Origin of the sequence: Streptomyces sp. NPDC079167 (assembly GCF_040686735.1) — a bacterium.
GTDB lineage: Bacteria > Actinomycetota > Actinomycetes > Streptomycetales > Streptomycetaceae > Streptomyces.
In genome coordinates this window covers 1-17,004 of record NZ_JBFBLO010000008.1, presented here as the reverse complement: position 1 = coordinate 17,004, position 17,004 = coordinate 1, and the positions used below count along the sequence as shown (strand labels likewise).

At 71.8% G+C, this 17,004-nt stretch carries 12 protein-coding genes; 4 read left to right on the top strand and 8 right to left on the bottom strand.

Going from position 1 to position 17,004, the window contains the following annotated elements; translation table 11 throughout:
- Positions 1 to 4 precede the first annotated feature (4 nt).
- The 8 genes from ftsW to rsmH all read right to left on the bottom strand — a co-directional run bounded on the left by ftsW (position 5) and on the right by rsmH (position 10,810).
- Entirely contained in the window at positions 5 to 1,477 is a 1,473-nt protein-coding gene (ftsW, locus tag AB0P41_RS18095) for a putative lipid II flippase FtsW (RefSeq protein ID WP_365932861.1), read from the bottom strand.
- A gap of 130 nt (positions 1,478 to 1,607) precedes the next feature.
- Positions 1,608 to 3,050, bottom strand: a complete 1,443-nt coding sequence (gene murD, locus AB0P41_RS18090) for a UDP-N-acetylmuramoyl-L-alanine--D-glutamate ligase (protein ID WP_356716584.1) — start codon at positions 3,048 to 3,050, stop codon at positions 1,608 to 1,610.
- Complete coding sequence (mraY, locus tag AB0P41_RS18085) at positions 3,032 to 4,102, bottom strand: phospho-N-acetylmuramoyl-pentapeptide-transferase (RefSeq protein WP_104789809.1); 1,071 nt, start codon at positions 4,100 to 4,102, stop codon at positions 3,032 to 3,034. Before mraY ends, murD begins: the two co-directional genes overlap by 19 nt.
- Positions 4,099 to 5,517, bottom strand: coding sequence for a UDP-N-acetylmuramoyl-tripeptide--D-alanyl-D-alanine ligase (gene murF, locus AB0P41_RS18080; protein WP_365932858.1), 1,419 nt, complete (start codon positions 5,515 to 5,517; stop codon positions 4,099 to 4,101). Before murF ends, mraY begins: the two co-directional genes overlap by 4 nt.
- A 4-nt stretch (positions 5,518 to 5,521) precedes the next feature.
- A complete protein-coding gene (locus AB0P41_RS18075) occupies positions 5,522 to 7,105 on the bottom strand; it encodes a UDP-N-acetylmuramoyl-L-alanyl-D-glutamate--2,6-diaminopimelate ligase (protein WP_356716581.1) in 1,584 nt (527 codons plus the stop codon).
- Positions 7,106 to 7,268: 163 nt separating this feature from the next.
- Positions 7,269 to 9,257 carry a penicillin-binding transpeptidase domain-containing protein gene (locus AB0P41_RS18070; protein ID WP_356716579.1) on the bottom strand — a complete coding sequence of 663 codons (1,989 nt, stop codon included), beginning with the start codon at positions 9,255 to 9,257 and terminating at the stop codon, positions 7,269 to 7,271.
- Between the two features lie 4 nt (positions 9,258 to 9,261).
- Positions 9,262 to 9,795 (bottom strand): septum formation initiator family protein, encoded by a 534-nt coding sequence (locus AB0P41_RS18065; protein ID WP_356716577.1) that lies wholly within the window; start codon positions 9,793 to 9,795, stop codon positions 9,262 to 9,264.
- 49 nt (positions 9,796 to 9,844) lie between these two features.
- Positions 9,845 to 10,810, bottom strand: coding sequence for a 16S rRNA (cytosine(1402)-N(4))-methyltransferase RsmH (rsmH, locus tag AB0P41_RS18060; RefSeq protein ID WP_356716575.1), 966 nt, complete (start codon positions 10,808 to 10,810; stop codon positions 9,845 to 9,847).
- A 436-nt stretch (positions 10,811 to 11,246) separates the two neighbouring features.
- Between rsmH and AB0P41_RS18055 the strand changes: the two genes are divergently transcribed.
- The 4 genes from AB0P41_RS18055 (at position 11,247) to AB0P41_RS18040 (ending at position 16,836) form a co-directional block, all read left to right on the top strand.
- Positions 11,247 to 11,810 carry a carbonic anhydrase gene (locus AB0P41_RS18055; protein ID WP_356716574.1) on the top strand — a complete coding sequence of 188 codons (564 nt, stop codon included), beginning with the start codon at positions 11,247 to 11,249 and terminating at the stop codon, positions 11,808 to 11,810.
- A 189-nt stretch (positions 11,811 to 11,999) separates the two neighbouring features.
- Positions 12,000 to 13,046 (top strand): MoxR family ATPase, encoded by a 1,047-nt coding sequence (locus tag AB0P41_RS18050; RefSeq protein WP_356716572.1) that lies wholly within the window; start codon positions 12,000 to 12,002, stop codon positions 13,044 to 13,046.
- Complete coding sequence (locus AB0P41_RS18045; protein ID WP_365932854.1) at positions 13,046 to 14,419, top strand: DUF58 domain-containing protein; 1,374 nt, start codon at positions 13,046 to 13,048, stop codon at positions 14,417 to 14,419. Before AB0P41_RS18050 ends, AB0P41_RS18045 begins: the two co-directional genes overlap by 1 nt.
- Positions 14,416 to 16,836, top strand: a complete 2,421-nt coding sequence (locus tag AB0P41_RS18040; protein WP_365932852.1) for a transglutaminaseTgpA domain-containing protein — start codon at positions 14,416 to 14,418, stop codon at positions 16,834 to 16,836. Before AB0P41_RS18045 ends, AB0P41_RS18040 begins: the two co-directional genes overlap by 4 nt.
- Positions 16,837 to 17,004: the final 168 nt, after the last annotated feature.

The following is a 17,004-nucleotide window of genomic DNA, read 5'->3' as shown; positions in this document are numbered from 1 at the left end:
AAATTCACCGCTCTCCGGACGGACGCTTCATGACGCGCCGTCTCATCGTCTTCCATCTGACCCCGGGCCTCCGCATGGCCAGGGCCGCTCTCGCCGCCGGGTCCTCTCGCGCGAAGGCGATCAGGAGTCCGACAGCGAACATGGTCGGCAGCAGGGCGGACCCTCCGTAGGAGAACAGCGGCAGCGGGACACCGGCGATCGGCAACAGGCCGAGCACCGCACCGATGTTGATCACGGCCTGCGCCGTGATCCAGGTGGTCACGCCTCCCGCTGCGTACCTCACGAAGGGGTCCTCCGTGCGTCCGGCCACGCGGATACCCGCATAGCCTAGGGCCGCGAAGAGGGCCAGTACCGACAGCGTCCCCGCCAGGCCCAGTTCCTCCCCGGTGATGGCGAAGATGAAGTCGGTGTGTGGTTCGGGAAGTTGACCCCATTTTTCCACACTCGCACCGAGCCCGGAACCGAACCATCCGCCTGAGGCGAGAGCGTAGATTCCGTGCACCGCCTGCCAGCAGGAGTCGCCGGGGCCGGGCTCGGACGCTCCGATGCAGCCGAGCCGGGACATCCGGTTGGGGCTGGTCTTGATGAGCAGGAAACCGATGAGACACGCGAAGGCGAGCACACCGGCGAAGAGCCTGGTGGGAGCGCCTGCCAGCCAGAGCAGGCCGAACAGGATCGCGGTGAGGATGATCGCGGTCCCCATGTCGCCGCCGAGCATGATCAGTCCGAGCAGCATGAAGGCGACCGGCACGAGCGGCACCAGCATGTGCTTCCACTGGGCCAGCAGCCGCTTGTCCTGTTTGCGGGCGAGCAGGTCCGCGCCCCAGAGGATGAGGGCGAGCTTGCCGAACTCGCTGGGCTGGAGCTGGAAGGGGCCGCCGAGGTAGATCCAGTTCTGGTTGCCGTTGACCGACATCCCTATCCCCGGCACCTGGACCAGGACCATCAGGAAGACGGTGCCCGCGAGCAGCGGGTAGGAGAGCGCCCGGTGGAGTTTGACGGGCATCCTGGAGGCCAGCAGCAGCAGGCCGGCCCCGATCACGGCGGCGAGGAACTGCTTGCGGAAGAAGTAGGTGGCGGGCCGTGACAGCTCCAGCGCCTTGATCATCGAGGCGGAGTAGACCATGACGAGGCCGAGCACGGTGATGAGCAGGCCGGCGCCGAGGATCAGGTAGTACGCGGTCAGAGGCCGGTCCCAGGCCCGTCGTGCCTGCTCGTACGTCCGCCGCATCCGGGCGCCCCGGCGTGGCCGCGGCCCCGGCTGCCCGCCGCCGGACCTCGACGGTCCCTCCCCACGCGGCGTGGGGGGCCTACGGGGGCCGGTGGCGGGCCGGCTCCGCAGGGCGAGCCCGGCCAGCGGTCCGGGGCCCGCGGGCAGCGCTCCGGCGAGCAGGGGCGGGGTGAGCACCCGGCTGATCGCGGTGGTGGCCCGTGAACGGCCGGCTCCGCGCGTGGCTGAGCTCTCGTCGGCCGGCATTGTCGCTGTCCCCTCCACTGCTCGTGCCCGGGGCTGTCGCCCGGGGCCCCGGCCCCGGGCGGTGCTGCTCGTGCCGGGTCCCGGGACCCTCCCGGTCCTCCGGGACAGTACGACGCGGGGGCCGGGCCCGTCAGGCGCTCTCGTCGGCGAGTTGGCGGACCGCGTCCGCGAACGCCTCGCCCCGCTTGTTGTAGTTGACGAACATGTCCATCGAGGCACAGGCCGGGGCCAGCAGGACGGTGTCACCGTGCCGGGCCAGCCGTGCCGCTTCGCGGACCGCTGCGGACATCGCCCCAGTGTCGGTCCGGTCGAGGTCGACCACGGGTACCTCGGGGGCGTGTCGCGCCAGGGCTTCGCGGATCAGCGCCCGGTCGGCGCCCATCAGCACGACACCCCGCAGCCGCTTCGCGGCCCCGCTGACCAGCTCGTCGAAGGTGGCGCCCTTGGCGAGGCCGCCGGCGATCCAGACGATCGGCTCGTATGCCGCGAGGGATGCCTCGGCGGCGTGGGTGTTGGTGGCCTTGGAGTCGTCGATGTAGGTGACTCCGGAGACATCGGCGACGTGTTCGATGCGGTGGGCGTCGGGGCGGAAGGCCCGCAGCCCGTCGCGCACGGCCGCCGGCGGTACGCCGAAGGCGCGGGCGAGGGCCGCCGCCGCCAGGGCGTTGGCGATGTTGTGCGGAGCCGGCGGATTGACGTCGCCGACCTCGGCGAGCTCCTGGGCCTGCTTCTGCCGGTTGGCCACGAAGGCCCGGTCGACGAGGATGCCGTCGACCACCCCGAGCTGCGAGGGGCCCGGCGTACCGAGGGTGAACCCGATGGCCCGGCAGCCCTCCTCGACGTCGGCCTCGCGCACGAGGTCCTCCGTCGCCCCGTCCTGCGCGTTGTAGACGCAGGCGACGCTGTTGCCCTCGTAGATCCGGCCCTTGTCGGCGGCGTAACCGGCCATGGAGCCGTGCCAGTCGAGGTGGTCCGGGGCCAGGTTGAGCACGGCGCCGGAGTGGGCGCGCAGCGAGGGCGCCCAGTGGAGCTGGTAGCTGGAGAGCTCGACGGCGAGCACGTCGTACGTCTCGTCGCCGAGCACGGCGTCCAGCAGGGAGACCCCGATGTTGCCGACCGCGGCCGTGCGCAGGCCTGCGGCCTCCAGGATCGAGGCGAGCATCCGCACGGTCGTGGTCTTGCCGTTGGTGCCGGTGACCGCGAGCCAGGGTGCTGGTTCCTTGCCGTCCCGCCCCCGCAGCCGCCAGGCCAGCTCGACGTCGCCCCAGACGGGGACGCCGGCCTCGTCGGCCGCCCGGAAGAGCGGTTTGCCGGGCTTCCAGCCGGGGGCCGTGACCACGAGCTCGGTGGACTCCGGCAGGGTGTCGCCGTCGCCGAGGCGCACGGTGATCCCGAGCGCCTCCAGCTCGGCGGCCTGGGCGCGGGAGCGCTCGTCGTCGCCGTCGTTGACGACGGTCACGAGGGCTCCCCGCTCGTGCAGGGCGCGGGCGGCGGGGATGCCGCTGACGCCGAGTCCCGCGACCGTGACGTGCTTGCCCTGCCAGTCCACGTCGTTCACTTCTTGGCTGCCCATCCCGCGTAGAAGAGGCCGAGTCCGACGATCACGCACATGCCCTGGATGATCCAGAAGCGGACCACGACAAGGACTTCGGACCACCCCTTGAGTTCGAAGTGGTGCTGGAGCGGCGCCATCCGGAAGACCCGCTTGCCGGTCATCTTGAACGAGCCGACCTGGATGACCACCGACATCGTGATCATCACGAAGAGGCCGCCGAGGATGGCCATCAGGAACTCGGTGCGGGAGCAGATCGCGAGGCCGGCGAGCGCTCCGCCGAGGGCGAGCGAACCGGTGTCACCCATGAAGATCTTGGCGGGCGAGGTGTTCCACCACAGGAAGCCGAAGCAGGCGCCCATCAGTGCCGAGGCGACGACGGCGAGGTCGAGTGGGTCCCGTACCTCGAAACACGCCTCCGGGTTGGTGAGGGTGGTCGCGTTGGCGCAGGACTCCTGGAACTGCCACAGCCCGATGAAGGTGTACGCGCCGAAGACCATCACCGACGCGCCGGTGGCGAGGCCGTCCAGACCGTCCGTCAGGTTCACGCCGTTGGACATGGCGAGAATCATGAACAGGGCCCAGACGACGAACAGCACCGGTCCGATGGACCAGCCGAAGTCCTCGACGAAGGAGAGCCGGGTCGATGCCGGGGTGTTGCCGCGGAGGTCGGCGAACTGGAGCGAGAGCACCGCGAAGGCGATGCCGACGATCAGCTGGCCGGCCATCTTCGCCTTGGCGCGCAGGCCCAGCGAGCGCTGCTTGACGATCTTGATGTAGTCGTCGAGGAAGCCGACGAGGCCCATCCCGGCCATCAGGAAGAGGACGAGGACGCCGGAGAAGCGCATCTCCTCGCCGGTGATCACCTTCGCCAGGACGTACGCGATGATCGTCGCCAGGATGAAGGCGATACCACCCATGGTGGGCGTGCCCTTTTTACTGCCGTGGGTACGCGGGCCGTCGTCCCGGATGAACTGCCCGTAGCCCTTGCGGGCCAGAAGTTTGATCAGCAGCGGAGTGCCGACCAGGGTCAGGAAGAGCCCTATGGCTCCCGCGAAGAGGATCTGCCTCATCGGACGGCGACCTCGCCCTCGGTCGTCTCCAGCAGTGCCAGGGCGACCTTCTCCAGGCCGACCGACCGGGACGCCTTCACCAGCACGACGTCTCCCGGGCGCAGTTCACTGCGCAACAGGTCGACGGCCGCCTGTGCGTCGGACACGTGCACCGACTCCTCACCCCACGAACCCTCGTTATATGCGCCCAGTTGCAGCCAGGAGGCTTCTAGCCCCCCGACAGCGACGAGCTTGCTGACGTTGAGCCGGACGGCGAGCCGTCCGACCGCGTCGTGCTCGGCGAGCGACGCGTCACCGAGCTCGGCCATCTGACCGAGCACCGCCCACGTGCGCCCCCCGGCTGCCTGTCGGGCCTTGCCCATGGCGGCCAGCGCACGGAGTGCGGCCTTCATGGATTCGGGGTTCGCGTTGTAGGCGTCATTGACGACCGTCACACCGTCCGGACGCTCGGTGACCTCCATGCGCCAGCGGGAGAGGGTGCCCGCCCCGGAGAGCGCATCGGCGATCTCGGTCACGGACATGCCCAACTCATGGGCGACGGCGGCCGCGGCGAGCGCGTTCGACACGTGGTGCTCACCGTACAGGCGCAAGGTCACGTCGCTGCACCCGGTCGGGGTGTGGAGCGCGAAAGCGGGGCGGCCGTCGTCCGTGAGCCGTACGTTCTCTCCCCGTACGTCCGCATCCGCGGCCTCTCCGAAGAGGAGCACCCGTGCCTTTGTGCGGGACGCCATGCCCCGCACGAGCGGGTCGTCGGCGTTGAGGATCGCGGCGCCGGCCTCCGGGAGGACCTCCACGAGCTCGCCCTTGGCCTGGGCGATCGCCTCGCGGCTGCCGAACTCCCCGATGTGGGCGCTGCCCACGTTGAGGACCAGGCCGATCTTCGGCGGGGTCAGGTCGGCGAGGTAGTGGATGTGGCCGATGCCCCGTGCGCCCATCTCCAGTACGAGATGGCGGGTTTCCGCCGTCGCGCGCAGCGCGGTGAGCGGCAGACCGATCTCGTTGTTGAGGGAGCCCGGCGTCCAGACCGTGGGCGCCTTGCGCTCCAGGATCTGGGCGATCAGGTCCTTCGTGGACGTCTTGCCGGCCGAGCCGGTCAGCGCGACGACGGTGGTGCCGAGGCGTTCCACGACGGCGCGGGCGAGGGCGCCGAGCGCGGCCACGACGTCGTCCACGACGATCGCCGGGGCACCGACGGGGTGGGCGGCGAGCACGGCCACCGCACCCGCCTCGACGGCGCGCTGCGCGTAGTCGTGGCCGTCGACACGCTCGCCCGCGAACGCGGCGAACAGGGAGCCCTGCCGCACCTCCCGGGAGTCGATGACGACGGGGCCGGTGACGACGGCGGAGCCGTCCGGTACGTCGTGCGGCTGCCCGCCGACGATTCCGGCGATCTCGGCGAGGGAAAGGGCGATCACTTGGTCATCCCTGACTGTTGTTCTCGTGGGTGTGTACGCGGTCCTCGGGGGCGTGCGCGGCGCCCGTGCGCCCCAGGGAGCGTTCGATGGCCTCGCGCAGGACCTTCCGGTCGTCGAAGGGGCGCACCACTCCGTGGATGTCCTGACCCTGCTCATGTCCCTTTCCGGCCACCAGTACGGTGTCGGCGGGCTCGGCCCGGGCGACCGCGGCGGCGATGGCCGCGGCGCGGTCGGCCTCCACGAGCACGTCGCCGCGCTCGTGGACGGGCACCTCGGCCGCGCCGGAGAGCATTGCGGCGAGGATCGCGAGCGGGTCCTCGGAGCGAGGGTTGTCGGAGGTCAGTACGGCGGTGTCGGCGAGCCGTGCCGCGGCCGCGCCCATCGCTCCGCGCTTCGTCGTGTCGCGGTCGCCGCCGCAGCCGAGCACGATGTGCACCCGGCCCTCGGTGACCTTCCGCAGGGAGCGCAGGACGGATTCGACGGCGTCGGTCTTGTGCGCGTAGTCGACGACCGCGAGGTACGGCTGTCCGGCGTCGACGCGTTCCAGCCGGCCGGGTACGCCGGGTACGGCCGCGACCCCGTCGGCCGCGGTCTGCGGGTCGAAGCCCGCGACGGCCAGCGTGACGATCGCGGCGAGGGTGTTGGCGACGTTGAACGGGCCGGGCAGCGGGGCCCTGGCGGTGACGCGCTCGCCCTTGGGGCCGACCACGGTGAAGCTGCTGTCCCGGGGTCCGACCTCGACGTCCTCGGCCCGCCACTCGGCGTCCGGGTGGCCTTCCGCCGAGAAGGTGACGACCGGGACGGACGCCTCCTTGACCAGCCGGCGGCCGTACTCGTCGTCGAAGTTGACGACGCCGAGCTTGCTGCGCTGCGGGGTGAACAGCTGCGCCTTGGCCTGGAAGTAGTCCTCCATGCCGGAGTGGAACTCCATGTGCTCCGGGCTGAGGTTGTTGAACACGGCGACGTCGAAGACGCAGCCGTCGACCCGGCCGAGCACCAGGGCGTGGCTGGAAACCTCCATGGCGACCGCCTCGACCCCGCGCTCCCGCATGACGGCGAAGAGTGCCTGGAGGTCGGTGGCTTCGGGGGTGGTGCGCTCCGACTTGATGCGCTCGTCGCCGATCCGCATCTCGACGGTGCCGATCAGCCCGGTGCTGCGTCCGGCGCCGCGCAGTCCGCCCTCGACGAGGTACGCCGTGGTGGTCTTGCCGGACGTTCCGGTGATGCCGATCTGGAGGAGTCCGACGCCCGGCCGTCCGTAGATCTCGGCCGCGAGGTCGCCCATCCGGCCGCGCGGGTCGTCGGTGACGAGGACCGGGAGGCCGGTTGCGGCGGCGCGCTCGGCGCCCGCCGGGTCGGTGAGGATCGCGGCCGCGCCGAGGCCCGCGGCCTGGGCGGCGAAGTCGGCACCGTGGAAACGGGCACCGGGCAGGGCCGCGTACACGTCCCCGGGGCGCACGGCCCGGGAGTCGTGGGTGATTCCGGTGACCTCACCGGAATCCTGCGGTCCGGCACCGAGCCTGGCGGCCAGCTCTCCGAGGGACGTTGGCCGGAGCCGGTCCGGTCGGGGCGCTCCCGGGTAGGTCACAGGCGCGTCCTTCTGAGTGGTTTGACACTGATCAGCGTGGGGCACGGCGGTGAGCGTACCGGGCGGACCCGGCCTCTCGCGAAGTGAGGGGCCGGGGTCGCGGTACTTCTCGTTCCGGTTCCCGGGATCAGGGGTGATGGTCGTCACTGAGGGTTCCCCCGAGTTACTCGCCGGGCTTGAAGGACACCGGCAGCCGGGCGGGATCGCTGCCGGAGGGAGGGGTCTGGAGGGTCTTCAGGGCGAACTCCATGACCTTTTTGTAGATCGGGCCACAGATCTGGCCGCCGAAGTAGCTGCCCTTGGTGGGGTTCTGGATGGCGCAGTAGACGGTGATCTGCGGGTCGTCTGCGGGGGCGAACCCCGCGAAGGACGCGGTGTAGCCCTTGTAGACGCCGCGTACGGGGTCGACGCGGTTGGCCGTGCCGGTCTTGCCCGCGACCCGGTAGCCCTCGATGTGGGCCTTGGTCCCGGTGCCTTCCTGGTCGTCCACCACGGACTCCAGCATCTTCGCCAGTGTCCTGGCCGTCTTCTCGCTGACCACCCGGGTGCGTTCGGGGGCCTCGGACGCCGTGTAGTGGCCGTCCGCGTCCTTGGTCCCGCGGACCAGGGTCGGCTCGATCCGGACCCCGTCGTTGGCGATGGCCTGGTAGACCGAGGCGGCCTGCATGGCGTTGAGCGAGAGTCCCTGGCCGAACGGGATCGTGTACTGCTGCGAGGTCGACCAGTCCTGGGGCTTGGCGAAGATGCCGGGCGACTCGCCCGGGTAGTCGAGGCCCGTCTTGCTGCCGATGCCGAACTTGCGCAGGTAGGAGTACAGGACCTTGTTGGCCTCGGCCTGGGTCTTCCCCAGCTGTCCGGTGGCCAGGATGGTGCCGATGTTGCTCGACTTGGCGAGCACGCCGTTGAGCGTGAGGTACCAGGTGGGGTGGTCGATGTCGTCCTTGAAGAGCCGGTCGCCGCGGTGCAGCCGGTTGGGCACGGTGACGTGCGTACCGGGCGTCGCCACCCCCTCCTCCAGCACCGCGGCCATGGACATGACCTTGCTGGTGGAGCCGGGTTCGTAGACGTCCTGGAGGGCGGCGTTGCCCAGGGCTGCCGCGTTGCTCTGCGCGAGGTCGTTGGGGTCGTAGCCGGGGGCGTTGGCCATGGCCAGCACCTCGCCGGTCCTCGTGTTCTGGACGACCACGTAGCCCCGGTCCGCCTTGGACTTCTCGACCTGGTCGGCGATGGCGCGCTGGGCCGCCCACTGGATGTCGCGGTCGATCGTCAGCTCGACGTCGGTGCCGGCGACGGCCGGGATCTCCGTGGAGCCGGCGGTGGGCACGGGCCGGCCGCCGGCCTGGGCGTAGCGGATCTTGCCGTCCTCGCCCTGGAGCTGCTTGTTCAGCTGTGCTTCCAGGCCGCCGCCGCCCTTGCCCTCGGCGTTGACGAACCCCAGTATCCCGGCGGCGAGGTCACCATTGGGGTACACGCGCTTGGTGGTGGGCTCCTGGAGGACTCCGGCCAGCACGTTGGCGCCGGGGCCGCCCTTCGCCCTGTCCTCGGCCGCCTTGTCGGCGAAGGCGGACTTGAGGTCCTTGATCTGCTTCCAGACCTGGGGGGTCTGGCGCCGTGCCAGCACTGTGTAGCGGCTCTTGGCGGAGAGCTTCTTCGCCAGGTCCGCCTCGTCCTTGCCGAGGATCGGGGCGAGCAGGGCAGCCGCCTGCTGCGGCGCGTCCGGGGCCTTGCTCTCCTCGGGTGTGAAGAGCTTCGGGTCGGCTGTGATGTCGTGCGCGTCGACGCTGGTGGCCAGGGCGATGCCGCTGCGGTCGGTGATCTCACCGCGTTCGGCGGCGATCGTGTACTCCAGATAGCGGTTCTTCTCGGCCTTGGCGGAGTAGGTGTCGGCGTCGACGGCCTGGACCTGGAGGAGCCGGACGACGAACGCCAGCATGACGAGGGTCAGGCAGAGGCTGATGAGGCGGAGCCGGGGACGCGGGCTGCCCAGCCGGATGGACCGCGCGGAGCCGCCGCGTCGCTTCCTGGCCGCCGGGCTCCGTGGACGCCGGGCGTCAGGACGGGCCGCGGGCCGGGGACGCCCCGGTCCGCCGGCCGCGTTACGGGAGCGCGCGGGGCCGGGGACACGGCGGCGCGGCGGTTCCTTGGACGGCACTGCGTCACCTGCCGGGGCTCGTCGGGGGCGGGGTCGGGGTGTTCGTGGCCGGTGCGGTGGGGACCGTCGTCGGCGTCGCGGGCGACACGGAGGGCGACGCGGAGGCGGGGGGCGTGGCCGGTCCGGCCGCACTCGCCGCCGGCTCCGGGACCTCGGTGGGCGAAGGCTCCGCGGTGGCCCGCTCGGGCTCTCCGCGTACGGTGCCGTCCGGGTCCAGGAAGGCGGGGCTGCCGCCGGGCACCATGCCGAGCTCCCTGGCCCGGCGCTCCAGTGCGTCCGGTTCGGAGTAGCTGTCGACATCCCTCTGGAGGGCCTGCTGCTCGTCGGTGAGCTCGGTGGTCTCCCGCTCCAGCTTGCTCAGCCTGAACGATCCTTCATTGAGCGCGGAGTTCAGCAGCAGGAGCGAGATCAGGCCACCCGCGAGCAGCAGCACGACCAGCAGGACGAAGGGGGTGCGGGCGGCGGTGCTCGGCCCCGACGGCATCAGCCGGGCGAGCCGGCCTGCCCGCCCCTTCATCTGCTCGGCCGTCCTGGTCACCGCGGTGCCACCGTCCTCGTGCGGGTCCGGCCGGCCGGGCGGGATCCGCTCATCGCTCCTCCTCGCGGATCCGCTGGGCGCCGCGCAGCCTGGCGGGGGCGGCGCGCCGGTTCTCGGCGACCTCTTCCTCGGTGGGCAGCTCTGCGCCACGGGTCAGCAGCTTCAGCCGGGGCTGGTAACGCTCGGGGACCACGGGCAGTCCGGGCGGCGCCGTGTTGGCCGCGCCGGCGGCGAAGACCTGCTTGACGAGGCGGTCCTCCAGCGAGTGGTACGAGAGGACGGCGATCCGGCCGCCGACGGCGAGGCTCCCCACCGCCGCCGGAATCGCCCGCTCCAGGACGGTGAGTTCACCGTTCACCTCGATGCGCAGAGCCTGGAAGGTGCGCTTGGCCGGATTACCGCCGGTGCGCTTGGCGGCCTGCGGCAGGGAGTCACGGATCAGCTCGACGAGGCGGGCGCTGTTGCTGAAGGGTTCCTTCTCGCGTTCGCGGACCACGGCGGAGACGATCCGCTTGGCCTGCTTCTCCTCGCCGTACGCCCGCAGGATCCGCACGAGTTCGCCCGGCGGGTAGGTGTTGAGCACCTCGGCCGCACCGATGCCGGTCGTCTGGTCCATGCGCATGTCGAGCGGCGCGTCCTGGGCGTACGCGAAGCCGCGGTCCGCCTCGTCCAGCTGCATGGAGGAGACGCCGAGGTCGAACAGCACGCCCTGCACCTTGGGGATCCCCAGCCGGTCGAGGACCTCGGGGAGTTCGTCGTAGACGGCGTGCACCAGCGTGGCGCGGTCGCCGTACGGGGCGAGGCGCTCGCCCGAGAGCCGCAGCGCTTCCTTGTCCCGGTCGAGGGCGACCAGCCGGACCTCGGGGAAGGCGGCGAGCAGGGCCTCGCTGTGCCCGCCGAGCCCGAGGGTGCAGTCGACGACGACCGGGGGCCGCGGTCCCGTCGCCTCCAGAGCCGGGGCCAACAGGTCCAGGCATCGCTGGAGCATCACCGGGACGTGTCGGGTCTGGCTCAAAGCGCCCTCTCAGGCTATGTCCCGTGTGGCCGCACATACGGCCTGGTCCCCGCCCGCCCGGAAGGGGAGGTCGGCCGGCGCCGGGGAAGGAGGCGTCGGCCGGCCGACGAGCGGGAGAGGGCCGGACCGCATGTACGCCGCACATCACGGGGAACTCGAAACATGTAGAAATATGCAGTATGTGCAGGCGTGTCGGTAACTTCGCGTCACTTTAGAGCATCCGGCAATTGGGGTGCTCTCAGTCCACCCTGCCATTCGATCCATTCCCGATCAACGAACCGCTGGGCGCGTCGCACCGCCGCGACGGACCGGGAACCTCACCCGGCCGGGTGCCTGACGGCGAGGCTTGTGGATTAGCTCACAACAAGCCATGTTGACGTTCTTTGTCCCCTTCCACAGCACGCCAGGCGCGGTCACGAACGCTAACGTCTTAGCCATGTCGACTTCTGCGCAGACTTCCGCCGAGACCGATTCCCCTTCGTCCCCCGCCGCCCGCTCGGGCGGGACGGTCACCGACCGCCTGGTCGAGCTGAACGCCCGCTACGCGGAGGAGTTCAGCGACCCGGGCATGGACGCGCGGCCCGTGCTGAGGGTCGCCGTGGTCGCCTGCATGGACGCCCGCCTCGACCTGCACGCCGCCCTGGGCCTGGAACTGGGCGACTGCCACACCATCCGTAACGCGGGCGGCGTCGTCACCGACGACGTCATCCGGTCGCTGACGATCAGCCAGCGGGCGCTCGGTACCCGCAGCGTCGTGCTCATCCACCACACGAACTGCGGCATGGAATCGATCACCGAGGAGTTCCGCAAGGACCTGGAGTTCGAGGTCGGACAGCGCCCGGCCTGGGCGGTGGAGGCATACACGGACGCCGACCAGGACGTACGGCAGTCGATGCAGCGCGTGCGCACCTCTCCGTTCCTGCTGCACACGGACGACGTCCGCGGTTTCGTCTTCGACGTGACCACGGGCTCGCTGCGCGAGATCCTGCCCGCCTCCTGAACCCCTCGACATACGGACCACATCCGGCATTTCGCCCCCACTTATCCACAGGCGAGTGACACGAAGCGGTAACGGCAACAAGAATGCGGGTGTGACATCTCTCCGGGTCCTCCGGAGAGTGTCCGTATTTCGGGGCGGGCCGTGCAGCTTTGTGCGTCGGCCCGTGCACAAGGGGCCGAGGAGGGCCGGGTGACGACCTATGACGATCGAGCGAGCCTCACAGATCTGACCACGACAGCGGAGCGGGTGCGCAGGTCGGTCGAGGGTGTGATCGAGGGCAAGCCTGAGGTCGTACGGCTTTCTCTGACCGTGCTGCTCGCCGAGGGGCATCTCCTGATCGAGGATGTTCCCGGGGTCGGCAAGACGATGCTGGCCAAGGCGCTGGCGCGGTCCATCGACTGTTCGGTTCGGCGCATCCAGTTCACGCCGGACCTGCTGCCCTCGGACATCACCGGTGTCTCGATCTTCGATCAGCAGCGACGGGACTTCGAGTTCAAGCCGGGCGCGATCTTCGCCCAGATCGTGATCGGCGACGAGATCAACCGCGCGTCGCCCAAGACCCAGTCGGCGCTGCTGGAGTCGATGGAGGAACGCCAGGTCACGATCGACGGGCACACCTACGAGCTGCCCGATCCCTTCATGGTCGTGGCCACCCAGAACCCGGTGGAGATGGAGGGGACCTACCCCCTGCCCGAGGCGCAGCGCGACCGCTTCATGGCCCGGGTGTCCATCGGCTACCCGAGCGCCGAGGCCGAGCTCCAGATGCTCGACGTGCACGGCGGGATCTCCCCGCTGGACGACCTGCAACCGGTCGCCCACGCCCACGACATCGTGAAGCTGATCGACGCGGTGCGCACGGTGCACGTGGCCGAATCCGTCCGGCGCTACGCCGTGCAGCTGGTGGGGGCCACCCGCCAGCACCCGGACCTCAGACTCGGTGCCTCGCCGCGCGCGACCCTGCATCTGCTGCGCGCCGCCAAGGCGTCTGCCGCGCTGAGCGGGCGGGACTACGCCCTGCCGGACGACGTCCAGGCCCTCGCGGTCGCGGTGCTCGCCCACCGGCTGCTGCCGACCGCCCAGGCGCAGCTCAACCGCCGTACGGCCGAGCAGGTCGTGCTGGACATCCTGCAACGCACCCCGGTGCCCACGTCGGGCGGCGCGGCGGCCCCCGCTCAGCCCCAGCACCATCCGGGCACCCCGGTGTACGGCCGGCAGCCCGGCGCACGGCGGCTGTGATGACGTCCGGGGCGCCCGGCCCCGTGGACGACAGCGACGACAAGGGCGGCCTGCGGGCGGCTCTCGGCGGACTCACGACGCGGGGGCGGTCCTTCCTGGCCGCCGGCGTGGCGGCGGCGGTCTGCGCCTATGTGCTGGGCCAGGGCGACCTGCTCCGGGTGGGCCTGCTGCTGGCGGTGCTGCCGCTGGTCTGCGTCACGGTCCTCTACCGCACCCGCTACAGGGTGGCAGGCAGCCGCCGGCTCTCGCCGTCCCGGGTGCCCGCGGGCTCGGAGGCGCGGGTCCATCTGCGCATGGACAACGTCTCGCGCCTGCACACGGGCCTGCTCATGCTCCAGGACCGCGTTCCGTACGTCCTCGGCCCCCGGCCCCGCTTCGTGCTGGACCGGGTGGAGCCCGGCGGCGTACGGGAGGTGTCCTACCGGGTCCGCTCCGACCTGCGCGGGCGCTACCCGCTGGGCCCGCTGCAGCTGCAGCTGAGCGATCCGTTCGGGATGTGCGAGCTGACGCGCTCGTTCAGCGCCTACGACACGCTGGTGGTCATCCCCCGCACCGAGCCGCTTCCCCCGCTCCGGCTGGCCGGAGCGACCTCCGGGTACGGCGACGGCAGGCAGCGTTCACTCGCGCTGGCCGGCGAGGACGACATCATCCCGCGCGGCTACCGCCACGGTGACGACCTGCGCCGGGTGCACTGGCGCTCCACCGCGCGCTACGGGGAGCTGATGGTGCGGCGGGAGGAACAGCCGCAGCGCGCCAGGTGCACGGTGCTGCTGGACACGCGGCGGATCGCCTATCAGGGGGCAGGCCCCGGGTCGGCCTTCGAGTGGGCGGTGTCCGGGGCGGCTTCCGCTCTGGTCCACATGCTCGAGCGGGGCTACGCGGTGCGGCTGCTCACGGACGAGGGGAGCTCCGTGCCGGGCGAGGGCGAGGACGGCTTCGCCGGAACGACCCAGGAGTCCGCGGACGCGGCGGGTCTGATGATGGACGCCCTCGCGGTCGTCGACCACTCCGACGGAGGCGGTCTCTCCCGGGCGTACGACGTGCTGCGCGGGGGCGACGAAGGGCTGCTGGTGGCGTTCTTCGGCGATCTCGACGAGGAGCAGACCGCGGTGGCGGCCAGGATGCGGCAGCGCACCCGGGGGGCCGTCGCGTTCGTGCTGGACGGCGACGACTGGGCGCGCGGCGCGGAAGCGGTGCCGCCGGCGCCGGTCTCCGACAGCTTGCGGCTGCTGCGCGAGGCGGGGTGGACGGCGATGGCGGTGCCACCCGGGGCGGAGCTCGCCCGGCTGTGGCAGCAGGCGGGCCAGGAGGGCTCGGGCGACCGGTCGCCCGCGGCCGGAACGACGACAGGGCTCTCCGGGAGTTGGTCATGAGCGGGCGTACCCGGCTGGCGCTGTGCGCCTTCGCGGCCACGATGCTGGCGGCGGGCTCCCTGCTGCCCCTGGTCGAGGAGTCGAAGTGGATCCTCCGGGCCGCGTTCCTGCTGGCCCTCCAGAGCGGGGTGGGCGTGCTCGCCCGCCGGATGCGTGTGACACGGATCCTGACGGTCTCCCTCCAGGTGCTCGTGACCCTGCTGGCCCTGACCGTGGCGTTCGCCAGGGAGCACGCCCTGTTCGGTGTGGTGCCCGGGCCCCAGGCGGTCCAGCGGCTCGCCGAGCTGCTGACCCTGGGCGCCGACGACGTCAACAGGTACGCCATCCCGGCACCGGCGACGGACGGCATCCGGCTGATGCTGATCGGCGGCGTGCTGCTGATCGGGCTGGCCGTGGACGTCCTCGCGGTGACCCTCCGCGCCGCGGCGCCGGCCGGTCTGCCGCTGCTCGCGCTCTACTCGGTCGCGGCCGGACTCTCCGACGGCGGCGCGGGATGGCTCTGGTTCCTTCTCGCGGCGTGCGGCTATCTGCTTCTGCTGCTTGCCGAGGGCCGGGACCGGCTGTCCCGGTGGGGACGGGTGTTCGGCGGTGTGTCCCGTACGTCGGGCGGTCTGGCGGCCGGCCTGGAGGGGGGCGGACGAGCCGTGGCGTCGGTCCGTACGGGCCGGCGGATCGGGGTGGTGGCGCTGGGCATCGCGCTGGCCGTGCCCGCGGTCCTACCCGCACTCGACGGCGGCCTCCTTGGCGGCACGGGCGGCGGGTCGGGCAGGGGGAGCGGCGGGGGCACGATCTCCGCGGTGAACCCGCTGGTCTCGCTGCAGAACAATCTCAACCAGCCGGAGAACCGCGAGGTGATGTCGTACCGCACCAACGCGGGGAACCCGCAGGACTTCTATCTGCGCATCCTGGCCCTGGACCAGTTCGACGGCAGCGAGTGGCGTCCGTCGACCCGCCGGCTGAGGGATGTCCCGGCCCGGCTGCCGCAGCCTGCCGGCCTGGACGGGGCTGTCTCCGTCACCGAGATCCGGACGAACATCTCGGCGTCGCGCTCGTACCAGCAGACCTATCTGCCGCTCCCCTATCCGGCGAGCGAGGTGGACATCCAGGGACGCTGGCGGTTCGAACCCGAGGGGCGCACCCTCGTCGGCGACGACGGCCAGACGACGCGTGGCGCCCGGTACGAGGTCAGCAGTCTGGTGGTGGAGCCGACGGCCGCGCAGCTCGCCGCGGCGATGGAACCGCGTTCGGACCTGGCCGGTGAGTACACGCGGGTTCCCGCGTCGCTGCCCGAAGTGGTCGAGGAGACCGCCCAGCAGGTGACCGCGGGGGCCGCCAACGACTACGAGCGGGCGGTGAAGCTGCAGGACTGGTTCGCCGCGGAGGGTGGTTTCCGCTACGACACGACGGTGAAGTCGGGTACCGGCACCGCGGCGATCGAGCGCTTCCTGAAGGACAGGGAGGGCTTCTGCGTCCACTTCTCCTTCACCATGGCCGCCATGGCCAGGACCCTGGGCATCCCGGCCCGGGTCGCGGTGGGCTTCACGCCCGGCACGGTACAGGCGGACGGCTCGGTGTCGGTCGGGCTGCGGGACGCGCACGCGTGGCCCGAGCTGTATTTCGAGGGTGTGGGCTGGACCCGCTTCGAGCCGACACCGTCCCGCGGTACCACCCCGGCGTACACCGTGCCGGACGCTCCCTCGCAGGACCCCAGCGATCCGGCGCTGCCGACGGAAGGTGCCTCCACGGCCCCCACGGCCGCCCCTTCCGCCACGGAGTCCTGCCCCGCGCAGATGCGTCAGCAGGGTGAGTGCGGTGCGTCCACGGCCCCCGGCGCTACGGACTCCGCCGACCCGGGGACCCCGGCCGGCACGGTGGCGCTCCGGGTGACCGGGGCCCTGGTGGTGCTCGCCCTCCCGCTGCTGCCGATGCTCTGGCGTGTACGGGCCCGTGGCCGGAGGCTCGGCTCCTCGGGCGGGCGTACGGCCGCTGACGCGACGGCCAGGGTGATGGCCGCCTGGCGGGAGATCACCGATTCGGCCTGGGATCACGGCATTCCGCCGGACGAGTCGCAGACCCCTCGGAAGACGGCGGCGCGCGTCGTGCGGCTGGGGCACCTCGACGGGCAGGCGGCCGCCGCGGTCCACCGGGTGGCGGGAGCGGTGGAGCAGGTGCTGTACGCGCCCGATCCGGGCGGCACCTCCGCCTCGGCCGAGGACGTGCGGGCCGTCAGGGCCGGTCTGTGGGCATCGGCCGGCCGGTGGGCGAAGGTGCGGGCGACGCTCGCGCCCCGTTCGGCCGTCCGGGTGATCTGGGCGCTGTCGGAGCGCCGGACGGAGTTCGGCCGCCGGTGGTCGGACCGCGCGGGGCGCGACCGCTGGGCGGCACGGCTGCGCCGCCCGTCACGGCAGCAGGGCTGAGTCCCTGGAGCGGGGTCCGGCCGACCGCCGGCCCCGCTTCCGGGCCGGGGCCCGGGACCGGCGGCCGGCCCGCGCTTCCGGACCGGCTCCGGGGTGACGCTGGACCTCACACGTGAGGGGCGGGGGGCGGGGGGGGGACCCGCCCCCCCGGGGGGGGGGGCGGGGCGC

What these genes read in the sequence shown, in the direction of transcription:
- AB0P41_RS18040 (WP_365932852.1), top strand. Translation starts at nt 14,416, where the DNA reads ATGAGCGGGCGTACCCGGCTGGCGCTGTGCGCCTTCGCGGCCACGATG.
- murD (WP_356716584.1), bottom strand. Translation starts at nt 3,050, where the DNA reads ATGGGCAGCCAAGAAGTGAACGACGTGGACTGGCAGGGCAAGCACGTC.
- AB0P41_RS18045 (WP_365932854.1), top strand. Translation starts at nt 13,046, where the DNA reads ATGACGTCCGGGGCGCCCGGCCCCGTGGACGACAGCGACGACAAGGGC.
- mraY (WP_104789809.1), bottom strand. Translation starts at nt 4,102, where the DNA reads ATGAGGCAGATCCTCTTCGCGGGAGCCATAGGGCTCTTCCTGACCCTG.
- AB0P41_RS18055 (WP_356716574.1), top strand. Translation starts at nt 11,247, where the DNA reads ATGTCGACTTCTGCGCAGACTTCCGCCGAGACCGATTCCCCTTCGTCC.
- ftsW (WP_365932861.1), bottom strand. Translation starts at nt 1,477, where the DNA reads ATGCCGGCCGACGAGAGCTCAGCCACGCGCGGAGCCGGCCGTTCACGG.